This is a genomic window from Microscilla marina ATCC 23134, from assembly GCF_000169175.1.
Lineage (GTDB): Bacteria > Bacteroidota > Bacteroidia > Cytophagales > Microscillaceae > Microscilla > Microscilla marina.
On sequence record NZ_AAWS01000033.1, the window covers coordinates 71,721 to 92,771 of the forward strand.

The window sequence follows — 21,051 nt, forward strand, 5'->3', positions numbered from 1 at the left end:
GCTATATATATGTTTATAAATGATACAATTAAATACGAATTACCAAAGTAGTTAAGTTTCAATTTCTACCCTGCCAAAAGAGTCTTCTTTGTTGGCTTGAGGGTAAATCTGAAGTACTTTGGCCAACACCAGTAAAATAAGGGTGCGTGAAGCCACTTTGCGTGGAATTTCTGCTGCTTTGGCAAACTGTTGCACCGTAATGTGGTGGTTCAGTTCAAGGTATTTCATCAATACCTCTTCTTTTTTACCGTACTGAAAACGCACATCGCGTTTTTTGCGCCTTCCTTTCAGAATTTCGCGCATTTCTTTGCCCGCAATGATACTTTCGTGATCAACCCGGACATACACTTTGCCTTGATTGGGCTTATCGCCCTCTATCACACGATGAGGTCCCTTGTCGCTCGCCGGAATCGTATACGCCAACACTTCGCGGTTGCCCTCTATCGGTATCTTTTCTAATTGATAATTGATAGGAGGGTAACAACATTCTTCGATGGCTTTTTTCATGACATACTCGTCTTCTTGAGGGAACTTTACCCCTTTGATGTTGAGGTCGTCACGAATGCCCACTAGCAATATGCCTCCATCGCTGTTAGCAAAAGCTACTATTTCCTTTACGATTTTTTCGGGGTGGGTTGTTTTGAGCTTGAACTCAAGGGTTTGTCCTTCACCTTTCCTTACCAACCTTTTGAGATCATGGTATAACATGGTGTTTGTGAAGTTTAAAGGTTAGACAATAAGAATAATGCATAGGAGTTTGGTTGTACATTTCTGCAGCAGTTGCCTGCTTTTACCGCCTTCCTTTAGTTTATTGAAGAATTGTAAAATTGTGTACTTCGTTTGGTTAGAAACTCTACAAACACAATAGATTGGTTATCAAGTGTTTGACTAATTACTGTACTTGAACATTATCCATTGGTTGATAGTTGCCTGCAACCTAAACGGTGATCAACACCTCGCGCATTACTTTGGCGGGCTATGGCAATATACACAATTAAATATTACGTTCATGTTAAATATCGTCTGTTTTGGTTACAATTAATACAAGCGCTGATATACTACATAAACCTAATAAAATAAGGTGTTACATGGGCGTTTTATTAAAAGTTTAACCATTTCATACACAGTGCTTTAGGATAGCGCTTATAAATTAAACGACGAAAATTATCGCATAGTTTAAACTTTTGAGATAAATTGTTGTCTAAGTGCCGAACCACCGTTCGCGCCTCTATGAAAGCAACAAGCAATATAAATGCAGAATACTTGAAAGATCAAGAGATAGTAGAAAAATTTAAGCAGCCTGAGTCTAAAAACTATGCGTTCAATATGTTGGTAAGAACTTACCAGGAGCGCATTTACTGGCATATTCGCAAAATGGTGATTGACCACGAAGACGCAAATGACCTTACCCAGGAAGTGTTTGTAAAAGTTTGGAAAAACCTACATAAATTTCAGGGAAAGTCGCAATTATACACCTGGATCTATAAGATAGCCACCAACGAGTGTTTGAATTTTTTGACTAAAAAACGTAAAAAGTTTTTTGTGCCTATAGTAGATGTAAAGAGCGAATTGCTCAGCAAGCTCGAAAGCAGCGAACACGTCAGCGGTGACGAAATTCAGCTTAAACTGCAAAAGGCATTGCTAACCTTGCCCGACAAGCAACGCCTGGTATTTAATATGAAATATTTTGATGAGATGAAATACGACGATATTTCGGAAGTGGTGGGCACTAGTGTGGGTGCTTTGAAAGCGTCTTACCATTTGGCAGTAAAGAAGATAGAAAAGTTTTTGAAAGAAGATTAAACCTTTCACACGTCTGCATGTCTATTAAAAACAGTATCACAAGTTGAACAAGGGAAAAGCAAATGTCTAAGGGTTTGAACATAAACGATATACCAAAAGAGAATATCTTTACTACACCGCCTCATTATTTTGAGCAGTTGCCTCTACGCATACAGCAAAAAATAGGGCTTGCCGAAGGTATAAAACTACATGACATTCCTCATCACCAGGTTTTTACTGTGCCTCCTCATTATTTCAAAGCACTACCCCAATACATTGAGCAACAAATTGCTTTGCGTGAAGGATTGAGTCTGGCTAAAATTTCCCCCCACCTGGTGTTTACAACTCCTGCACTTTATTTTGAAGAACTGACCGAAAGCATCGAGCAAAAAATACAATTGCTGGAAGCCCAATCGAATGCTTTATTGCCTAAAAATACCGCCTTTAGTACTCCAGAAGGCTACTTTGATGATTTGGCGGCACAAATCCAACACCGGGTAACCAGCCAAAAAACAAGTGGCTTGTCAAGGTTTTGGTTTACAGTAAGCGAACTTTTACAGACAAAGGCTTTGCGTTATGTCGGGGCATTGATGGGGGTATTGTTGATGGCGTTTGTAGGAGTGTGGATGTTTGATCAAACCAACCAAGCATTACCTACTGCCCAGCGTAGCAACGGCCAGGCGTTGGATAGCTACAGCCTTGCAGCAAACAAAGTGGTGAAAAAAATACCGATAGATGAGATAAAAACAACAAATAGCCTTAATATTGACCCAAAAAATACCATTGCTCAAAACAGACGGGTAACTACTCTACCTGCTCAAGTAAAACCTGTATCTGTGGTGGCTGACCTAAACAGCCTTTCGGCAAAAGATGTGTCAGCATTTTTGGCAGAGGTAAGCCCTACCGATCTTGAAGTGTTGGCGGAGCCTGTGACCGAAAATAAAGAGGCAGAAGTAGAAACTTTTTTGCTGAATGCCTTGGAGAGCAATAAAGAATTATTATTTGAACAATTGAAAGACGTAGACCTTAAGGCGATTCAGAAAAATACCGACCTTCGCAAATAGGTTAACCAGAAAAATAACCATCATGAAATCATACCTTTTTTTGTTTTTGTGGGTGATAGGGGGCAGTATTCAGGCACTTGCCCAAAGCACCAACATTAACCCTAACCCCAACAGCGCCAAGATGAAACGCATTGAGCAAATGCGTAATAAATTTATAAAAGAGCGTTTGAACCTAACTCCTGAACAGGAAGGGAAGTTTTGGCCGATTTATAATAAGTATGACGCCAAGAAACGAGAGATTAAGCAGCAAAAAAGAAAGCTACGTCGCCGGAGGGCTTTGTTGACTGCCTCTGATGAACAGTTGGTGCAAAAACTGAAAGAATTTATGGCATTGAAACAGTCAGAAGTAGACCTCGAAAAAGCCTATTTGGATAAATTTTTGGCAGTACTCAATGCACGTCAGGTAACTGAACTTTACCGTGCTGAAGACGAGTTTATAAGAAAGTTACTCAGGCAATTACGGCGTGAACGGCGCAATAAACGCCGAAACGGTGGGGGAGAGTAGGGCTTGCTAATGAAACAAAGGTCATTTTTCTAAAAAGTAACTGCTCGACTGGGATTACCTGCCGACTGAAACAATAAAAACTTAATTGATAATAAGAAGTCTCCAGGCTTCTGACCATTTGGCAACTATACAGGCTTCGTTTATATATGTGCCCTGGCAGAAAAAGCTTGGAGACTTTTGTTGTTAACTAAACTTTGGAAGCTTTGACTTTCTGAAAACATCACTACTACTGCAGTAGTAGGTAAGGTGAAAAAAATAAACTTCCTGTAGTTGCCTTAGCAATCATCTATTTTAGCACTTGGCTTTTTAGCCTTGGGTTTGGGCTGAGGTAAGAATATACTACGGGCAAATTCGTCGCGCCTGAGTTGTTCCAGCAACCTTTTTTGTCTGGCATTGTTTTGTTGTTTTACTGCTTCGCGGTATTGCTTATTGGTAGCCGTTTCACACTTGAGTACCGTTGTCTTTGCTGCCCGTTGGGTTTTCATGGCTGTTTTTATAAAGTCAAACTTTGCCACATCACCTGCTGGATGTTTTTTGCCGTCTAAATAGAACTCGCTTACTTTTCCTGCCGGATTTTTAATTACTGTTGCCCTTTGGTACACTCCCTGAGTGAGCGTGCTTAGCTGTAGGTTATAAACAGTTTCAGTACGCTTTTGTGGAGCTTTGACCTTAACTATATTTTGCGCCTGTGACAGCGGTATGCCTGGCAATACCAGTACCGCCAAAATACTCGCTATAGCCACTACTCCAGTAATGATTAATGGAGACTTAAGGGTACGCTTTTTTGTATTTTTCATTGGTTTATTATTTAGTATGTGATGTATTCTTTGTTTAAGGTGTTGTCTGCCTGCAGCCATTGCTACTGTCCAGCGAGGGGCTTTGGTAAGCCAACTTGCCACCTCTACCAAACATTGGGCGAGCGCTTGCTGGTTGTGGGTAATTTGTATTGCCTCGGCATCGCATATTTTCTCAGTTACTTCGTACAGCTCTTGGGTCAGCCAGCGGTTCAGGGGTTGAAAAAAGAACAGGATTTGACTCACCTGACAAACCCATAACCATACATCATCGCGTCGTTTGATATGTGCCAACTCATGCGCCAGCATGCTTTGTTGTTGCTGATGATTTAAGTGATTGAGAGCCTTTTCGGGAATTAGAATGGTATGCCTATTGAGCACCATTGGGCTGAGGGTATTGGTGGTAAACCTGAGATTTACTGGATGAGTAATGTGTGCCTTGGTTGCCAGTTTACCAAGCAGGGGCTCAAGCCGATGATTGGGCAAACTAAAAGAGTGCAGCCCTTGTAAAAAACGTTTTTTACGCCAGTAAAACCTTATACTTAACAAGCATACTACTAAAAGCCATCCAACAAAAACCAGTTTTTGCCAAAAAGGTAGGCTCTCTTGGGCGTTGGTGCCCTGAGAGGTAGCACAAGCAACAGTGGTGGTTGCTGAAGCCACTATTCCAGCAGGAGGGGGCGTTTGCTGTTGGACTGTTTGTGGGTATAGTTGCACGCTACTGGTTACAATGCTTGTCACTAAGGCGACTTTGAACAATACGTCTTTGGTAGCATTGGGTAAGTTAGTGAAGACCTTCAATGCCCCCCAGAGTGCTACTATAAGACAAGTGCTATGTAAGGCGTATGTACATAACCAGCTCACTACCCAAAAAACCATATCAGATGTAACCATAGGTTATTCTCCTTGCTTTTTTTCTGCGTTTTTAATCATTTCTTTCAATTGTTCCAACTCATTTTTATCTAGCTCGTCTTCTTGTAGCAGGTGGTTTACCAACGACGCTGACCGTCCTTTGAATAATTGTTTGACTAAACTGTGTACCATTGAAGACTTGGTTTCTTGTTCAGAAATTACCGCTTGGTATACGTATTTACGCCCTTGAGTCACGTGAGTTACTGCCTTTTTTTTGTCTTCCAACCGTGACAACACTGTACCTATGGTTGTAATAGCCAGGTCACGTGAGCCTTTCAATGCTTCTTGAATTTCGGCAACTGTAGCCTCGCCCTTGTCCCAGAGTACCTGCATAATTGCAAGTTGAAGCTCATCTAACTTTATTTTTTTCATCGAATTAATGTTCCTCAAGATCAATTTTATGACTACGCTTGTAGTAGTTGGCGATAAATAAAAAACAACTATTTCACTGCTTTGCTACTACTGTTGTAGTTACAAATATACTACACTTGTAGTTAATAGCAAGGTTTGCCCCGATAATTTTGTGTTATTTGTCCTGATATAATTGATTACCGCCTATATTTGTCAAGGTTTTTTGTATATTACTCGCATCAAATGACACATAAATATGCCTAATAATCAACGACATAGGGGACAGCATTCTGACGATGTAAAAATTTTTAATGAAAAATGGGTAGCAATACTTCAAAAAGCAGTCAATGATTTAAGCTTTTTATTGTCTAACGGCTATGCCGAGAAATCGTCGCTCAAGCTGGTAGGCGATCGTTATAAACTCAATGCTCGTCAGCGACAAGCACTTTTACGGGGCAGTTGTGGCGACCAAGCCTGCAGTTATCGCATTGCCCACCAACTACAGCCTGCGGCACTTCAGGGGGCAGAGGTAGTAGTAGATGGTTATAATTTGCTTATTATTACTGAGGTAGCTTTGTCAAATGGAATTATTTTGGCTTGTAAAGATAAATGTTACCGAGACATTGCCAGTATTCATGGTACTTACAAACGGGTAGAAGAAACCGTGCCTGCTATTCAGTTGATTGGCAGCACTTTTCAGCAACTAGGAGTGAGCAAAGTACATTGGTATTTCGACTCGCCCGTGTCTAACAGTGGCAGGCTTAAGCAAATGTTGCTCGATGAAGCTACACAACAGGGTTGGGCGTGGGAGGCTGAATTGGTGTACAACCCCGACAAAGCTTTGGTAGAAACCGGAAAAATTGTGGTTTCGTCTGATGGTTGGGTCATCGACAACAGCAAACATTGGTTTAATATGATGGCGTATTTGCTAGACCAAAAACTGTTGGTAGCGAATGTAAAGGATGTTGGGTAAGCTTTTTAATTACGAATTGTTCAATTACGAATTACGAATGAGTAAACCGACCGGAGGGAGCTCTGCCTTGGCTAATTACGAATGGGCGCAAGCGTAGCTTTTTAATTACGAATTGTTCAATTAAGAATTGTTTAATTACGAATTACGAATGGTTCAATTACGAATGGGCGCAAGCGTAGCTTTTTAATTAAGAATGGTTCAATTACGAATGGGCGCAAGCATAGCTTTTTAATTAAGAATTGTTTAATTACGAACCGACCGCAGGGAGCTCTGCTTTAGCTAATTACGAATGGGCGCGAGGCGATGCTCAAAACTATGCTCTACGGGCTACCAACTCCGGACTAATCACTTGAATCACCGATATGCATCGGCATCTAAGGACTTGAGGCTGTAGAAGCTACCGACTCCGAACTAATCACTTGAAGCTTATTGCTTAAGGCTTGTACCTATAAGGGCTACTGACTCCGGACTAATAACTAAAATATGAGATTTAAAATTGCAAAATATTGGTTTCTAATGCTGTGGTTATGGGGTGGCCTGTCACAAATAACGTTGGCGCAAAGCAACCAAACCGATAGTTTGATTCAATTGCTAAAAAAAGCCAATCTAAACACCTACAAGGTCCGCTTACTCATTCGGTTGGCAGATGAATTTCAGCATAAATCTGTCCCCCAGTCATTACAGTACGCTAAAGAAGCCCGCAAACTTTCTGAAAAACTTAATTATAAAAAAGGCATTGGTGAAGCTCTTTATTATATGTCTATTGGTAAGTTTCACTCAAGCCAGTACACCGTTGCTCAAAACTACTTAAACAAAGCCTTGGTGCTGTACAAAAGCATTGATTATAAAAAAGGCATAGCCGATGTGCAAAAGCAATTGGGTAAAATATATGACCGCTTAGGCGATTATGAAAAAGCCCTGGAGTATCATATTAACAGTTTGAGAGCCAATGAGATTATTGCCAACAAAAAAGGTATGGCGGCTGCCTACCTCGATATTGGACGGGTGTACTTTCACCAAAGCGACTACTATAAGTCGTTGGAGTATTACCGCGAAGGGTTGGTGCTGGCAGGTGAGATAGATGATGATGATTTGCTGGCAGAAGGGTACAAAAATATGGGCATGAGTTACCAAAAAATTCAAAAATTTGTTCAGTCATTGAAATACTACCGACAGGGGCTCAAAATATACGAACGAATAGAAGACCATACTAATATAGCCAAAACCTTGTTGGGCATAGGCAATGTGTATCTTGACGCCGAGCAACCCAACAAAGCCCTTGAGCACTTGTTGCGTGCCCGCGAGATTCAACAAAAGGAGAAAGACCGCGAAGGACTAGGCTATGCTTACCTGGGCATAGGCAAGGTATATACACTGGCAAAAAACTATAAGCGGGCTACCGACTATCTGGGCAATAGTCTGAGAATATTTAAAAGCATTGGTTCTAAAAAGCCTGTCAGCGAAGCATACCTGGCGCTTTCGCAGGCGTATGAAAAACAAGATAACTACAAACAAGCCCACCAAAACTATCAGTTGTATAAAACTTATAGCGATTCGTTGTTTAACGAGACCCAATCGTTGCAAATAGCCGAAATGGAAACCCGCTTAAACCTGCGCATGCAAGAACTTAAGGTAAAGCGTTTGAGCAAAGAGCAAGAAGTAAAAGATGAAGCCATTAGGTTGCATAAAGCCGATTTGAGCAAGCAACGCACTTTGTTGGGTATTTTAATGGTAAGCTCGGTGTTGATCCTGGCGTTGGCGTTTGTACTGCTCAATAGTCGACGAAAACTGCGCAGAGGTAACCGAAAATTGCTCCAAAAAAACCGACAGATTGAGCGACAAAAGAAAGTGGTGGAGGGACAACATCGCAAAATTACCGATGGGTTGCGTTATGCCGAAACTATTCAGCTGGCAGTATTGCCCAGCGATGTGCGGCTGAATCAGTTTTTTCGTGAGCATTTTGTTATTTATAAAGCCAAAGATATGGTTTCGGGCGATTTTTATTGGATCGAGAAACTAAACAACAAAATAGTGGTGGCAGTGGTTGACTGTACCGGGCACGGGGTAAGTGGTGCTTTTATGAGTATGATTGGCAACACCTTACTCAATGAAATTGTGCGACAAAAGCAAATTATGTCGCCCGCAACCATTTTGAGCGAATTGCATAATGGAGTAGTAGAATCGTTGCGTAAGCGAGAGTCGAACCTTGACTTGGGTATGGAAGCCTGTGTATGTGTGCTGGAAGATTCAGAGAATGCCAAACAAAAACTTACCTTTGCTGGAGCCAAACGCCCATTGTATTACATTTATGAAGAAAAAATTACCGAAATAAGGGGAACCCGCAAGGCGGTAGGTTTTGATTTTGGTAAAACAAGGGTGTTTAAAAACCAAGTGCAGGAGGTAGAACAGGGAGGAGTTATTTACCTGACGACTGATGGTTATGGTGACCAATCGGGTGAAAACAACAAACGGTTGGGGAGTGGGCGTTTTAAAGATTTGCTGGTGGCATATTCTAAGGAACCTTTGATAAAACAAAAAGAACACCTTGAGAAAGCCCTCCAAAAGCATCAAGGAGATAGTTTACAACGCGACGACATTACAGTGTTGGGGTTGAGGGTCTAAAGTAGCAGTATGTATGCCTGTGCCGTATGTAGTTTTATATAGAAGAATCATGTTTGTTATGTGGATGAAGAAATTTTTTGTAAGCTTGTTGATTGGCTGTTTGTTTTTTAGCTTACCTTATTTTACTATTGCTCAATACAAGAAAAAAATACTTATACCCAAAGGGATGGTCTTGATGCCTGCTGATACGATTGAAGTGGGCTCGGAAAATGGCAAAGAAGACGAAAAGCCTGTGTTCCCTTTTGCTATCAAATCATTTTTGTTAGATGTACGCCCAGTCAGTGTGGGCGATTTTAGAAAGTTTGTGCAGGTGACCCGCTATATTACTGATGCCGAAAAAATTGGTAAATCATATTATTATAATAAAGATTCTAAAAACTGGGAAGCTATAAAAGGGGCTTACTGGTTGTATCCACAAGGGCGTACTCAAGCTGCTGCCCAATATGCCGACCCAGTGGCCCATATCAGTTGGAACGATGCCAGAGCGTATGCTGCCTGGATAGGCAAGCGGTTGCCTACAGAGTTTGAATATGAGTATGCAGCAAAAAATGCGGTCAAAATGAAGTTGAAGCATATCAACCAAACACTATGGCATTGGTGCCAGGACTGGTACCGTTCTTACGGTGAAGAAAGTTATTATACCCAAAGAATAAATGACCGTAAAACTTTGCGGGGTGGGGTGTTTGGCAATACAGAAACGCCTTACCGCCCTACCCAACGTTTGGCAGCCTTGCCTTACTATAGCACGGCTCAGTTTGGGTTTAGGTGCGCCAAAGATTTGTAAAGTTTCACTTTTAAATAAGTATTAAGCAGCCCCCCTCAAGTTTTAAAGCTTGAGGGGGCTGTTTGATATGATAAAACATTGTTTTTCAGTAGTATATACTGGGAACAGGTGCTATGTGCTCTTCTTTTTACGAGTGCTTTGTAGGGCAGTGCTTCGGACTGGCTGCTTGTTTTATTTGTTTTTGAAATATAGTAGTGAGCCCCATCGGCTAATAAACTCATTTCTACCTTTTATAAACTCAAATATACCGTTGGTGAATTATCTATTGATTAACAGTTTATAAATTGAGATGTTTGTAGTATAATTACAAATACAAACTATTTCTAAAAAACATTCAATACTTCTATGATCATTTCATCAAAAAAACTATTTACTGTTTTGTTTGCGTGGTTAGCGGTTACACAAGCACTACAGGCACAACCAACTACCCGAAACTCTGCCAGGGTAGAAACCATTATTGAAGATTTTAATAACAATGAGCGCAAGTGGGATGTCAAGTCTTACAAAGCCGAGTCTTACGTCATCAAAGATGGACACTATTACATTACCACCAAGAAAAAAAGTGGCTATGGTTTTGAAACCAAACCTTTTTTTATCAATCCCAAAAAACCTTTTATTATAGAAACCGCCCTACAAGAGGTAAGTGGCGACAACACCAACGGCGCAGGATTGATATGGGGATATAAAAGTACGAAAAACTATTACCGCTTTGTGGTGACTTCAAACGGACAGTTCAATATTTCAAAGTATAAAAAAGGAAAGTTTTCTCATATAGCAAAATGGGCAAAACACGAAGCCATCAAAACAGGCTACAATGTTACCAACCGTCTAAAAATGTTTAGCACTTCCAGAGGAGCACGTTTTTATATCAATGGCAAGTTGGTATACACTGTGTCACGCGAAGAGTTTAGAAAGCATTATTTCTTTGGCAGTAGGGTAGGACTCATTGCTTATAACAACCGGGTGGTCAAATTTGATTATTTGAAAATAAGACGGGTGAAAGAAGATATAAACCTGATTGCCAATGCTAAGCAAGGGTTGAAAAAGGAAAATCTGGGACCAAATATCAACAGCCCGTTTTCAGACATTACTCCATTGATAGCGAGCGATGGCAATACCTTGTATTTTATTCGTAAAGACCACCCTGAGAATATTAAGCGAAAAAAACAAGATATATGGTATGCTACCAAAGATGCCAGTGGCAATTGGGGCAAAGCCAAAAACCTGGGTAGACCAGTAAACAATTCTGCTCATAACAACATCATTGCCGTGTCGCCCGATGGCAATACCCTGGTAGTAGGTGGAGTATACGATGCTCAAGGAGAATACAAAAAAAGAGGTATTTCTATTACCAGTAGGGTGGCCAGTGGCTGGGAAGTACCCAAAGAAATTAACATCAAAAACTACTACAATAACAGTAGCTTTTTTGGGGTATGTATGTCTGCCGACAGGCAAAAACTAGTGCTTGCTCTTGAGCGTGAAGGAGGCGAAGGTGACCTTGATTTGTATGTGAGTTTTGTTCAGCGTGATGGTACCTGGAGCGAACCCAAAAGTTTAGGTCGCCGATTGAATACTTTTGGTGGAGAGTCTGCCCCCTTTTTAGCTGCCGATGACAAAACTTTGTATTTCTCTACCAATGGATTGCCTGGTTATGGTAGTAAAGATATTTATGTAACCCGTCGCCTGGACGATAGCTGGACAAGGTGGAGTACTCCAAAAAACCTGGGACCAGATATTAACACTAAAGATTTTGACAGTGGGTTTAAAGTAACTGCCCAAGGCGATTATGCTTATTTGGTGTCGTACACTGGCAAAGCCAACAAAAGTGATATTTTTCGGATCAAATTACACGAATCGGCACGCCCCAAACCTGTAGTGTTGGTATATGGTAAGGTATTGAACCGAAAAACAGGAAAGCCTTTAGGGGCAAGTATTGCCTACAACGACTTGAACACAGGCAAGTTGGCGGGTGTGGCTCGTTCAAATCCTAAAGATGGGTCGTATAAAATAGTATTGCCTTACGACAAAGTGTATGATTTTCTTGCCAGCAAATCGGGCTTTTATTCGGTGAGTAAACACCTTGATTTGAGTAGTGTGAGCAAGTTTAAAGTAATCAAGCGAAACTTGTACCTTGCCCCTATCATAGTAGGGCAAAAAATCAGATTGAATAACTTGTTTTTCGATGTAGGAAAATCGGCACTCAAATCTTCTTCTTTTGCAGAGCTTAATCGCTTGGTAAACAGCATGAAAAATTACCCCAACATGACCATTGAAGTAAGTGGGCATACCGATGCCCAGGGTAGCCCTGCCAAAAATCTGCAGTTGTCAAAAGACCGCGCCAACGCAGTACTCAATTACCTGAAAAGCAAAGGAATACCCGCTAGTCGTATGCAAGCCAAGGGATATGGGCAAACCAAGCCTTTGGCAACTAACGGTACTGCCCAAGGGCGTGCTCGCAACCGAAGGGTAGAGTTTATGATCTTAAAAAAATAGGGTTAAGTATAGTATAATGATTCTGAAAAGCTACTTACGTTTGTGGGTGGCTTTTTTTGTTAGTTCAGCATCAGTAGCCCTTAGTCTATAGTTTTTTAGCGCTGTTTCACATCATCGCAACCTTTCGTTGAAAGTTAGCTCCCTGTGGTTGGTTCTTCTGTGGAAACAATTAGGGAGATGGGCAAAACGCCAACATCCCAAAAAGACGCTAACGCTACATTATCAGGAATAGACGTGATAGTGTGAATTTATCCATTTTTATAAAAAGTATTATTTTTATGTCAAATTAGCTTTGTTTGCGTAAATATCCTTTTTGGATAGTTGTGTGTAAGCAGTTCAGGGCATCGCCCTGAAATAGTATCAAATGATGGAAAGCGTGTATAGTTCTACAGTTTCGTGAAAAAATAACGAAAGCGAAAAGACACAAATTGATATGAAAAATATTAGTTTAAGAAAGGCAACAATAGAAGACAAAGCATTAGTAGTGGACTTTGATTATAGCCTTGATGTAGTCGAACATATCGAACTCAAGAGAGAGGAAAAGATTACAAAAGCAATATTGTGTGAGGAATGTTTTATCATATTGGTGGACAACAGAGAAATTGGATTTGTCATATTTGATTACCGTTTTTTTGACCAAGGGTGGGTAGGACTTATTGTTATTGATGAAGAATATAGAGGAAAAGGAATAGGTGGAAAAACATTTGACCTTATATGTAAGCAGTGCAAGGCGAATAAAGTATTTACTTCAACCAATAGTTCCAATATTCCAATGCAGAAAGCATTGACTAAAGTTGGTTTTTCTTTTGCAGGTAAAATAAACGGATTAGATGATGGAGACCCTGAACTATTTTATTATAAAAAGACTAACAATAGGGAAACGAAAAGTTAAAGAGGAAAAACAAAATGCCAGTATACAACAATGTATATAAAAAATAGGTGATACAGTAATAAATTCAAGGTTTGTAGCTCGTATCAACTTTTGTCATATCTTGAGATCAAAGCGCTACGAAATTTCCTTAGCTTCGCCGAGCTCCCTCCGGTCGGTTTGTAGAGTTTAGTCCGTAGTTGGTAGTCTGTAGACCATAGTTTTAAGCATCGCCTCGCGCCCATTCGTAATTGAAAAACTCGTAATTAGCTAAAGCAGAGCTCCCTATGGTCGGTTCGTAATTAATCTATTTGTAATTAACCTCCCCTGCGAAGGTCTTACCGCAGGGTGACCTGAGCAATGCTCACCCCAAACTTTGAAAAACAACTTGTGTACGGGTTTTTGGGTTGGGTATTGGTCTGGCTGAAGCCTTAAGACCAATACGAGGAGGTTGTTTTTAGGGTTGAATTGTTTTCGAAAACCTACCCCCACGAAGGTCTTAGCTTCGTAATTAACTTACCCGCCTCGTACTCATTCGTAATTAGCCAAGGCAGAGCTCCCTATGGTCGGTTCGTAATTGACCCATTCGTAATTAAACCATCTTACCGCAGGGTGACCTGAGCAATGCTCACCCCAAACTTTGAAAAACAACTTGTGTACGGGTTTTTGGGTTGGGTATTGGTCTGGCTGAAGCCTTAAGACCAATACGAGGAGGTTGTTTTTAGGGTTGAATTGTTTTCGAAAACCTACCCCCACGAAGGTCTTAGCTTCGTAATTAACTTACCCGCCTCGTACTCATTCGTAATTAGCCAAGGCAGAGCTCCCTATGGTCGGTTCGTAATTGACCCATTCGTAATTAAACCATCTTACCGCAGGGTGACCTGAGCAATGCTCACCCCAAACTTTGAAAAACAACTTGTGTACGAGTTGTTGGGTTGGGTATAGGTCTGGCTGAAGCCTTAAGACCAATACGAGGAGGTTGTTTTTGGGATTGAATTGTCTTGCCTTGCCTATGGTCGGTCTGTAATTAACCAATTCGTAATTCCTTAGCATAAGCTGAAGGCAAAACTACTCACCCTCTGGTAAGTTGGGAAGTAAAATCTTGAAAGAAGTACCTTGACCTACCTGCGACGAAACATATACCCGTCCTTTGATCTTACGAATGGCTTGTTTGGTAATGTACAGCCCCAGTCCGGAGCCGTACGATTTTTGGGTGGCACGAAAAAACATATCAAATATTTGCCCTATAAACTTGTCCTCAATACCACGTCCGTTGTCGGTAAAGGTAAGGGTAGCCCCTTTTTCGCTCAACTCAATGTCTATTTTCAGAAAAGGATTGCCAATATCAGGGTTTTGGTACTTAATAGCGTTTGACATCATGTTTTGGAAAATAATGCCCAAACGCGAATAATTACTATAGAATGTATGTCCGTTTTTTACAATATCAGTGGTGATTTGTACCCGATTGGCATCTTTCATAAATTGGTGATTCTCAAGAGTTTCTTCAATTAACTCCTCAAAATCAATTTCCTCGATCGTCATTTCCAGGCGACTGTTGCGCGATAGGTTGGTAAGGTCAGAAATAAAATTATCCAGCTTCTTCGCGCTCTTTTCCATCATTCCGAGGTAATTCTCCCGCTCTTCACTGCTTGGCTCAATCCTGATGAGCGACACCAGCCCCAAAATAGATCGGAGTGGTGCCCTCAGATCGTGCGATGCCCGATATACAAAACTATCCAGCTCAGAGTTGGCGCGTTTTAGCTCGTTTTCCCGTTCCTTTTTTTGGCTGATATTTTTTAAAAAAGCAGTGGCTCCCCGCGATATTCCACTTGTACTGACAATAGGGTTGATTGAAGCCTCAAAGTACACCGTAGTATGGGTAAGTTCCAGTGCAAACTCCTCGTTTATCCGGTCGCCACTGAGCACTTTTTCAAAAAGCTGTTGCCAGTTTGCACGAAATTCTTCTGGTAGCTTTTCAATCAGGTTGTCTCCAATTTTGACTGTGTTGTCGAGGTGGGTTTTAAAAATCTTCTGTAAAGCAGTGTTTACTGTAGTAATATTAAGTGAGGCATCTACCGACCATATTCCATCATCGGTGTTCTCTATCAATGCTTCCAGTTTTGCCCGACTTTCGCGAATTTTCATTTCAGCCTTTTTCCTTTCGGTAATATCGGTAGCAGTAAAGCAAACTTGAGCCACAGTTCCGTGGTCGTTATAAATAGGAATATAGCTATAAGAAAAGAAAAGACGACTACCGCCCAGGTTTAGGTTAGCTTCATCCTCTACAAGTTGTCCTTGGGTTACTTTTGCCCAGTCTTGTACCAGTTGCTGTAGTATTTCCTCCGGAAAAAGCAGGGTCCACTTTTGTTTCAGCTTTAGTTGCCCTGGCCAAAAACGGTCAAAAAGTTCAGAGGCTTTTTTGTTATAAGTCTGCACCTCACTTTGAGCATTGAGCAATACAAATACCTGGTTGGCATTGTCAAAAATCACTTGAAAGTTTTGTTCTGATGCTTTGAGCGCCTGTTCCGTTTCTTTTTGGGTGGTAATGTCCCGATTGATTGATAAAATGCCCACCGCTTGATTTTGACGATCTTTGAGGTTGAGCACCGTAGCCTGACTAATGCCAGAAGAGCCATCTTTTCTCACAAAGCCTACTTCACCACTCCATTTCCCGTGCTTTTTCAAAGCATCGAGCACAAGGTCACGCCCGGTGTCTTTGTTGGTACTTCGAAAAATAGTGCTGGCATTTTTCTGGGCAATTTCGTTCTGGCTGTAGCCAAACACATTGGTAGAGGCAGGGTTCCATTCCTGAATATTGCCATCATGGTCAGTAATGACCAAGGCATCGTTTAAGTTGGCAAAAGTGAGGGCTTGCTTCCACAAGTGTTGTTGAGACTCGTGTCGTTCAATGGCAAGACTAGTAAGGCTTACACTGGTTTTTATAACATTCCATTCCAGTTCTGAAGGCAAGCTAGAGCGCAGGCTGTTGATCATTAGAATGCTCTGTAACTGTTTGTCGGTAGACAGTATAGGTATAAACCAGCTGGCTTTCCACTGGTTGGCGCTGGCAAAACCCTTAAATTTATCTGTAAAGCCAGCCTCATCGATGTTATCAAAAATCAACTTTTCGCCATTCAACAGCTTTTGCCCATTGGTGCTTTCCAGGTCAAACGCTGCCAGCGCCTCTTTTTGGGTTGAGTTTAGCCTGGGAGCCGCCAATACCTTAAGTTTTGTCAAGGGCTGAAACCGATCTACTCCTAGAATGGCGCAGCAGGCACTGTCAATTAATTGATCAATATTTTGGCATATATGTTCCAAAGTTTTATCGATGGAAGAGTCTTTGGCAATTTTTTCAAGTATTTGTGCTTGATTTTGAATAAGGTCTTGAGTCAGTTTTTCGCGGGTAACATCACGTTGAAGAATAAACACACCTAAAATGTGCCCTTCTTCATTCAAAAAACATGAGGTATTGCCGTTGACCCAGATGTGCGAGCCATCGGGACGCTGTTCGTGGGCTTTTATAGGGAGCTGCTTAAGAGTAAACAGTTGTCCCAGGGCTTCTTTAATAAACTCTTTATTGTTTGAGAACAAGTCAATCAGAGAGGTACCCAAAAAATCCTCTTCGGTCATGTGGTATTGCTCCAGCATTGCCTGGTTTACTTTAGTAATGCGCAGGTTGTGAATGGCTTCACTCAAGGCTTGTTCTTTATCAGGGTGATTTTCCCAATCCAGTGGCTCTTCAAGCATCCTAAAGGCGGCACCTTCCAGCGAGTTGGCAAAAAAGTGCTCAAACTTTTCGTTGCTTGCTCTGAGTTGGGTTTCGCTGCTGCGCAGCACTTTTTCCATACGTGCCCTATTGAGCACTGTTTTGATGGTTACCTCTATTTCACGTTGTTGAAAAGGCTTAAGAATGTAACCATAGGGCGCCGATTCGGTGGCTCGTTTAAAGGTTTGGTTATCGGCTTGGGCAGTCAAGTAAATAATTGGAATGGGGTTTTCGGCAAGTATACGGTGAGCGGTTTCTATGCCATCTATGTCACCTTCTATCAAAATATCCATTAAAATGAGGTCAGGCTTGTACAAGCGAGCACTTTCTATGGCGGCATCTCCAGTAATTACCGAGTCTACCACTTCATAGCCTAGTTTATGAAGGCGCACCTCCAGGTCTTTGGCAACTATACGTTGATCTTCAACAATGAGTATTTTTTGTAATGACATAGGGCTTGCTTACCTTGATTCAAAACTTTTGCAATGAGTATTTACAGCGAGTAACTGTTTACCAATTATTAGGACGGGGTGATCACTATACATAGACGTTATGCTCATATCACCAAATTTACTAATATATTAAAAATCAGAAAACCCAAAAGGGTTAAATAGTAAAAGATCTTAAAAAAAATGTATTTACTCAACTCAAGCATACCCCAAAACTTTGTATACAATGTAGCCAATTACTTCGTGGCTTAGCACATACCATTTGTACAAAGCTTTTTCGGCAGGAAAAAGCGAAAATGGAAAGGTAAAGCCCTTGTCTATAGTGTAAAAGTCTACACTAAAAGGAGTAACCCGGATACCTGCCTGACGAAAACAACCTACAGCACGCCTGATATGAAAAGCCGAAGTAATGAGTAGGTAAGATTGACGGGGAAATTGTTTGTTCAATATTTTTGCGGTATTGAGGGCATTTTCTCGGGTGTTACGTGCCTTAGTCTCTATTATAATGTCGTGTGAAGGAACTTTTGCCTGTAGCAAAACTTGTTTGAGCAAATAAGCTTCAGCTCTTTCCAGCCGTTGCTTAGGGTCAAAACTTCCTCCACTAATCAATATCTTTTTTATTTTCCCTACTCTATATAACATCAGCGCCTGGGTAATTCGGTCACCCCCTTTGTCAAGGTATACCCTATCATGCGGTTTTTTATCAGTGTTGGTTACTCCGGTCAGCACAATGCCTACATCGTAGTTTTGTCTAATGCTATGAAGTGGGGTAGGGGGGGCTTCCCAAAGTAACAATGCCTGATTGACAATGAAAGGGTTGGTAAATAGCCAAAGCAAAAAAACACCTGTACGCAATAATTGACGTCTACGGCGAGGCTTTTTGGTGAGCAGTGCCCAGGTAAACACCAGGCACAACCAGGTGACAGGCATCAAAAAGTAATACAGGGTTTTGGATAGGAAAAAAAACATAGGAAATGTGAATGTATAAAGCCTACAAGGAAGTTCCTGTTTTTGACGAGGTGTTTGAACAAAATTTTTCGCTAAAAACAGGGAGATTTTTTAAAATATTGGCAGTATTTAGAGTGCCTTCAGTCAAATTTAAGGGTTTCTACCTATGCTTAAAAATAAGCCTTGGATTTTTTAAGAGTTTTCCATAAAAAATTTTGTAATCGATGATTTATGCCTACCTTTGCAACCCCAAATTATACACACCTCTTAAACCATCTTAAATTCAGTCAGTTAACAGTTTTTCCTGACCTTTTCTTCTTTATCTGCAAACCAATAATTATTTGGCAGTATGCATGGTTTAAAGTTGAAAAATAAGAAAAAACTAAATGCAACAATACAAAGTACAATTCATGCTTTGTAAAGCACAAATAGTTTAAAATATTTTCAATATAAATTGTTGATATTAAAATTATATTTTGTTTTTTTGAAAAAAAATTCAACAAAATTCTAATAGATATTAATTATGGCAAAAGCTATAAAGATTGATAATACGGATAGAAAAATTCTTAGAATTTTACAGGAAAATGCCAAAATTACCAATGCGCAACTATCAAAGGACATTGGGCTGTCGCCTGCGCCAACTTTGGAACGTGTAAAAAAACTAGAAAACATGGGCTTGATCAAAAGCTACCATGCGATGCTAGATACACATAAAGTAGGACTAGGTGTAACTACATTTGTACAAGTGTTTATTTCAAGCCACAAAAAGACTTGCATCGATGCTTTTGTGGATAAAATTCTAAAGATTGATAATGTGATCGAATGTCATCATATTACTGGTTCTTGCGACTTTTTACTTAAGGTAATTGCTGCCGATATTTCGTCATATCAAAAGCTAATGCTTGAAGAAATCAGTGAAATTGAAGAAATCAGCAACATGCAGTCTATGGTAATCTTGTCTACATTTAAAGACAAAAAAATATTGCCTATTCCATAAAATATTTTTATCCCAAGTGGGTAAAGAGCAAAAAAATAAAAAAAGAGACAATTTGGTGGAACCAATATTGTCTCTTTTGGGTTTAACACTTAACTTGATTGTTGTATAATACATCTATTTGTAAAAAAATACGCTACTCAGCTTTTTTTGCTTCGTTCTTATACTCCTTCACACCCTCTCCAGCTGATCAAAATACGATCCTAGCCTTGCTTGCTTCTCCGAATCAAATTCGGTTTATAACCCTGAGTTTACCCTTAAGAGTTTTGTGCCTTCATCAACCAGACAAAACCTCAGGTAAGTTCTTTTTTGAGCACTGATATACACCGGCATCCAAGAACCCATACACTCAGTAGTGGAGGCATAAATCAGAGCGAAAAGTAGTAGAGTAGTGAAAAAACAAAAAGGAGAAAATAAAATGAAAGTAAAACTACCTTTATTAATTTTAGCTTTAACTGCTTGTACTCAATTACACGCTCAAACTACCATTTATGTCAGCAAAAACTTTGAGAAATCTGGTGTTATTGAATATATACACGTTGCATTAACCCATGTGAGTTATTGGAGCAGTACTAATAAAAAGTATATTGATCTCAAGACGAAGGTTTCTCCTCCTGTGGGTTTAGACACCGTACAATTTCCAGGAAGCAATGCTGTTTATCGCATCAAAGAAACTCGACAGGGACTTTGGCTTTCCCATCCCAACGGCAAAAAACAGTTTTTTGATTTACTGCCCACTACTTATATCAGCAAAGACTTTGAACATAAGGGGGTAGTTGAGTTTTTAGAAGTTACCGGGAATTCTACCGTTTATAAGTATTATACCAGCAAAAACCCTCATCGTAAGATACAGTTACAAACTGTGGCAAGAGATGGTAAAAAATTTCGCTTTCAGGTGAAGTTCCCTGGGCAAAAAGCTACGTATTGGTTGTCTTATACTGCTACCTGCGATAGCGATATTCTTTGTTTGCACCCCGATGGGCGCAAACAACTGTTTAAGTATTATTATTGGGTAGAAGGTGAATAGTTACCGCGACCTATTCTGTAAAACACTTTTCGCTCTCAGGCGAGTAACAATCAAAGGTTGAAAAGAGGCTTGACTGGCTATCCAATAATAACACAACCTATCAGCCTAAAACTTAGCCTTGTAAGAGGTTTTTGCGTATGAATGGGTGAAAACCAAATGTTATAAACAACCAATGAAAGTACAACTATTACTATTGACTTTAGTGTTGACTCCCTTTGCTTATTTACCCGCTCAAACTACTATTTATGCCAGCAAAAACTTTGAAAAAGCTGGAGTGACCGAATACCTCAGTACCTCTGCTTTAGCTAATTACGAATTAGTCAATTACGAATGAGGAAATTACGAATTACCAATGGTTCAATTACGAATTAAAGCGAAGCCAATATGGTCTACAGACTACTAACTCCGGAATAATAGACGAATGGCTTCGCCCAATTCGTAATTCGTAATTCGTAATTCTCAAATTCGTAATTAACTTACGCAAAGCCAATATGGTCTACAGACTACTAACTCCGGAATAATAGACGAATGGCTTCGCCCTCATTCGTAATTCGTAATTCTCAAACTCATAATTAACTTACGCGAAGCCACTATGGTCTACAGACTACTAACTCCGGAATAATAGACGAATGGCTTCGCCCAATTCGTAATTAGCCAAGGCAGAGCTCCCTCCGGTCGGTTCGCAATTCCTAATGGGCGCGAAGCATTTTTAATTACGA

16 protein-coding genes are annotated in these 21,051 nt (G+C 40.4%); 11 read left to right on the top strand and 5 right to left on the bottom strand.

Annotated elements, in window-relative coordinates:
* Positions 1–51 precede the first annotated feature (51 nt).
* A complete protein-coding gene (locus M23134_RS24945; protein WP_002700835.1) occupies positions 52–708 on the bottom strand; it encodes an AlbA family DNA-binding domain-containing protein in 657 nt (218 codons plus the stop codon).
* A 555-nt stretch (positions 709–1,263) separates the two neighbouring features.
* On the opposite strand from M23134_RS24945, the gene M23134_RS24950 reads away from it, so the two are divergent.
* From M23134_RS24950 to M23134_RS24960, 3 genes are all read left to right on the top strand, one after another.
* Complete coding sequence (locus M23134_RS24950; protein WP_045114301.1) at positions 1,264–1,803, top strand: RNA polymerase sigma factor; 540 nt, start codon at positions 1,264–1,266, stop codon at positions 1,801–1,803.
* 74 nt (positions 1,804–1,877) lie between these two features.
* Positions 1,878–2,846: a hypothetical protein gene (locus M23134_RS24955; protein WP_198145089.1), complete on the top strand. Its 969-nt coding sequence runs from the start codon at positions 1,878–1,880 to the stop codon at positions 2,844–2,846.
* Between the two features lie 22 nt (positions 2,847–2,868).
* Positions 2,869–3,351 (top strand): Spy/CpxP family protein refolding chaperone, encoded by a 483-nt coding sequence (locus tag M23134_RS24960; RefSeq protein ID WP_002700841.1) that lies wholly within the window; start codon positions 2,869–2,871, stop codon positions 3,349–3,351.
* A 275-nt stretch (positions 3,352–3,626) separates the two neighbouring features.
* Here M23134_RS24960 and M23134_RS24965 read toward each other — a convergent pair whose 3' ends face one another.
* Entirely contained in the window at positions 3,627–5,039 is a 1,413-nt protein-coding gene (locus M23134_RS24965) for a M56 family metallopeptidase (RefSeq protein WP_082226680.1), read from the bottom strand.
* A 3-nt stretch (positions 5,040–5,042) separates the two neighbouring features.
* Positions 5,043–5,429, bottom strand: a complete 387-nt coding sequence (locus tag M23134_RS24970; protein ID WP_002700845.1) for a BlaI/MecI/CopY family transcriptional regulator — start codon at positions 5,427–5,429, stop codon at positions 5,043–5,045.
* A 235-nt stretch (positions 5,430–5,664) separates the two neighbouring features.
* Here M23134_RS24970 and M23134_RS24975 point away from each other — a divergent pair, with 235 nt between their 5' ends.
* The 5 genes from M23134_RS24975 (at position 5,665) to M23134_RS24995 (ending at position 13,172) form a co-directional block, all read left to right on the top strand.
* The gene (locus tag M23134_RS24975; protein WP_002700847.1) at positions 5,665–6,381 is read left to right on the top strand and encodes a DUF434 domain-containing protein; all 717 of its coding nucleotides are present in this window, start codon (positions 5,665–5,667) and stop codon (positions 6,379–6,381) included.
* A gap of 483 nt (positions 6,382–6,864) precedes the next feature.
* A complete protein-coding gene (locus M23134_RS24980) occupies positions 6,865–9,003 on the top strand; it encodes a tetratricopeptide repeat protein (RefSeq protein ID WP_082226682.1) in 2,139 nt (712 codons plus the stop codon).
* 64 nt (positions 9,004–9,067) lie between these two features.
* Positions 9,068–9,787 carry a formylglycine-generating enzyme family protein gene (locus tag M23134_RS38865; protein ID WP_053337379.1) on the top strand — a complete coding sequence of 240 codons (720 nt, stop codon included), beginning with the start codon at positions 9,068–9,070 and terminating at the stop codon, positions 9,785–9,787.
* Positions 9,788–10,132: 345 nt separating this feature from the next.
* A complete protein-coding gene (locus M23134_RS24990) occupies positions 10,133–12,280 on the top strand; it encodes an OmpA family protein (RefSeq protein WP_002700852.1) in 2,148 nt (715 codons plus the stop codon).
* Positions 12,281–12,713: 433 nt separating this feature from the next.
* Complete coding sequence (locus M23134_RS24995; RefSeq protein WP_002700854.1) at positions 12,714–13,172, top strand: GNAT family N-acetyltransferase; 459 nt, start codon at positions 12,714–12,716, stop codon at positions 13,170–13,172.
* Between the two features lie 1,044 nt (positions 13,173–14,216).
* Here M23134_RS24995 and M23134_RS38870 read toward each other — a convergent pair.
* Both M23134_RS38870 and M23134_RS25010 read right to left on the bottom strand, forming a co-directional pair.
* Entirely contained in the window at positions 14,217–17,366 is a 3,150-nt protein-coding gene (locus M23134_RS38870) for a PAS domain S-box protein (protein ID WP_002700856.1), read from the bottom strand.
* Positions 17,367–17,561: 195 nt separating this feature from the next.
* Positions 17,562–18,332, bottom strand: a complete 771-nt coding sequence (locus M23134_RS25010) for a YdcF family protein (protein WP_002700858.1) — start codon at positions 18,330–18,332, stop codon at positions 17,562–17,564.
* Between the two features lie 502 nt (positions 18,333–18,834).
* Between M23134_RS25010 and M23134_RS25015 the strand changes: the two genes are divergently transcribed.
* From M23134_RS25015 to M23134_RS41335, 3 genes are all read left to right on the top strand, one after another.
* On the top strand, positions 18,835–19,308 hold the full coding sequence (locus tag M23134_RS25015; protein ID WP_002700861.1) for an Lrp/AsnC family transcriptional regulator: 474 nt from the start codon (positions 18,835–18,837) through the stop codon (positions 19,306–19,308).
* Positions 19,309–19,723: 415 nt separating this feature from the next.
* Positions 19,724–20,332, top strand: a complete 609-nt coding sequence (locus tag M23134_RS25020) for a hypothetical protein (RefSeq protein ID WP_045114284.1) — start codon at positions 19,724–19,726, stop codon at positions 20,330–20,332.
* Between the two features lie 172 nt (positions 20,333–20,504).
* Positions 20,505–20,666 (top strand): hypothetical protein, encoded by a 162-nt coding sequence (locus M23134_RS41335; protein WP_002700864.1) that lies wholly within the window; start codon positions 20,505–20,507, stop codon positions 20,664–20,666.
* Positions 20,667–21,051: the final 385 nt, after the last annotated feature.

What these genes read in the sequence shown, in the direction of transcription:
- M23134_RS24945 (WP_002700835.1), bottom strand. Translation starts at nt 708, where the DNA reads ATGTTATACCATGATCTCAAAAGGTTGGTAAGGAAAGGTGAAGGACAA.
- M23134_RS24960 (WP_002700841.1), top strand. Translation starts at nt 2,869, where the DNA reads ATGAAATCATACCTTTTTTTGTTTTTGTGGGTGATAGGGGGCAGTATT.
- M23134_RS24965 (WP_082226680.1), bottom strand. Translation starts at nt 5,039, where the DNA reads ATGGTTACATCTGATATGGTTTTTTGGGTAGTGAGCTGGTTATGTACA.
- M23134_RS24970 (WP_002700845.1), bottom strand. Translation starts at nt 5,429, where the DNA reads ATGAAAAAAATAAAGTTAGATGAGCTTCAACTTGCAATTATGCAGGTA.
- M23134_RS24975 (WP_002700847.1), top strand. Translation starts at nt 5,665, where the DNA reads ATGCCTAATAATCAACGACATAGGGGACAGCATTCTGACGATGTAAAA.
- M23134_RS24980 (WP_082226682.1), top strand. Translation starts at nt 6,865, where the DNA reads ATGAGATTTAAAATTGCAAAATATTGGTTTCTAATGCTGTGGTTATGG.
- M23134_RS38865 (WP_053337379.1), top strand. Translation starts at nt 9,068, where the DNA reads ATGAAGAAATTTTTTGTAAGCTTGTTGATTGGCTGTTTGTTTTTTAGC.
- M23134_RS24990 (WP_002700852.1), top strand. Translation starts at nt 10,133, where the DNA reads ATGATCATTTCATCAAAAAAACTATTTACTGTTTTGTTTGCGTGGTTA.
- M23134_RS24995 (WP_002700854.1), top strand. Translation starts at nt 12,714, where the DNA reads ATGAAAAATATTAGTTTAAGAAAGGCAACAATAGAAGACAAAGCATTA.
- M23134_RS38870 (WP_002700856.1), bottom strand. Translation starts at nt 17,366, where the DNA reads ATGTCATTACAAAAAATACTCATTGTTGAAGATCAACGTATAGTTGCC.
- M23134_RS25010 (WP_002700858.1), bottom strand. Translation starts at nt 18,332, where the DNA reads ATGTTTTTTTTCCTATCCAAAACCCTGTATTACTTTTTGATGCCTGTC.
- M23134_RS25015 (WP_002700861.1), top strand. Translation starts at nt 18,835, where the DNA reads ATGGCAAAAGCTATAAAGATTGATAATACGGATAGAAAAATTCTTAGA.
- M23134_RS25020 (WP_045114284.1), top strand. Translation starts at nt 19,724, where the DNA reads ATGAAAGTAAAACTACCTTTATTAATTTTAGCTTTAACTGCTTGTACT.
- M23134_RS41335 (WP_002700864.1), top strand. Translation starts at nt 20,505, where the DNA reads ATGAAAGTACAACTATTACTATTGACTTTAGTGTTGACTCCCTTTGCT.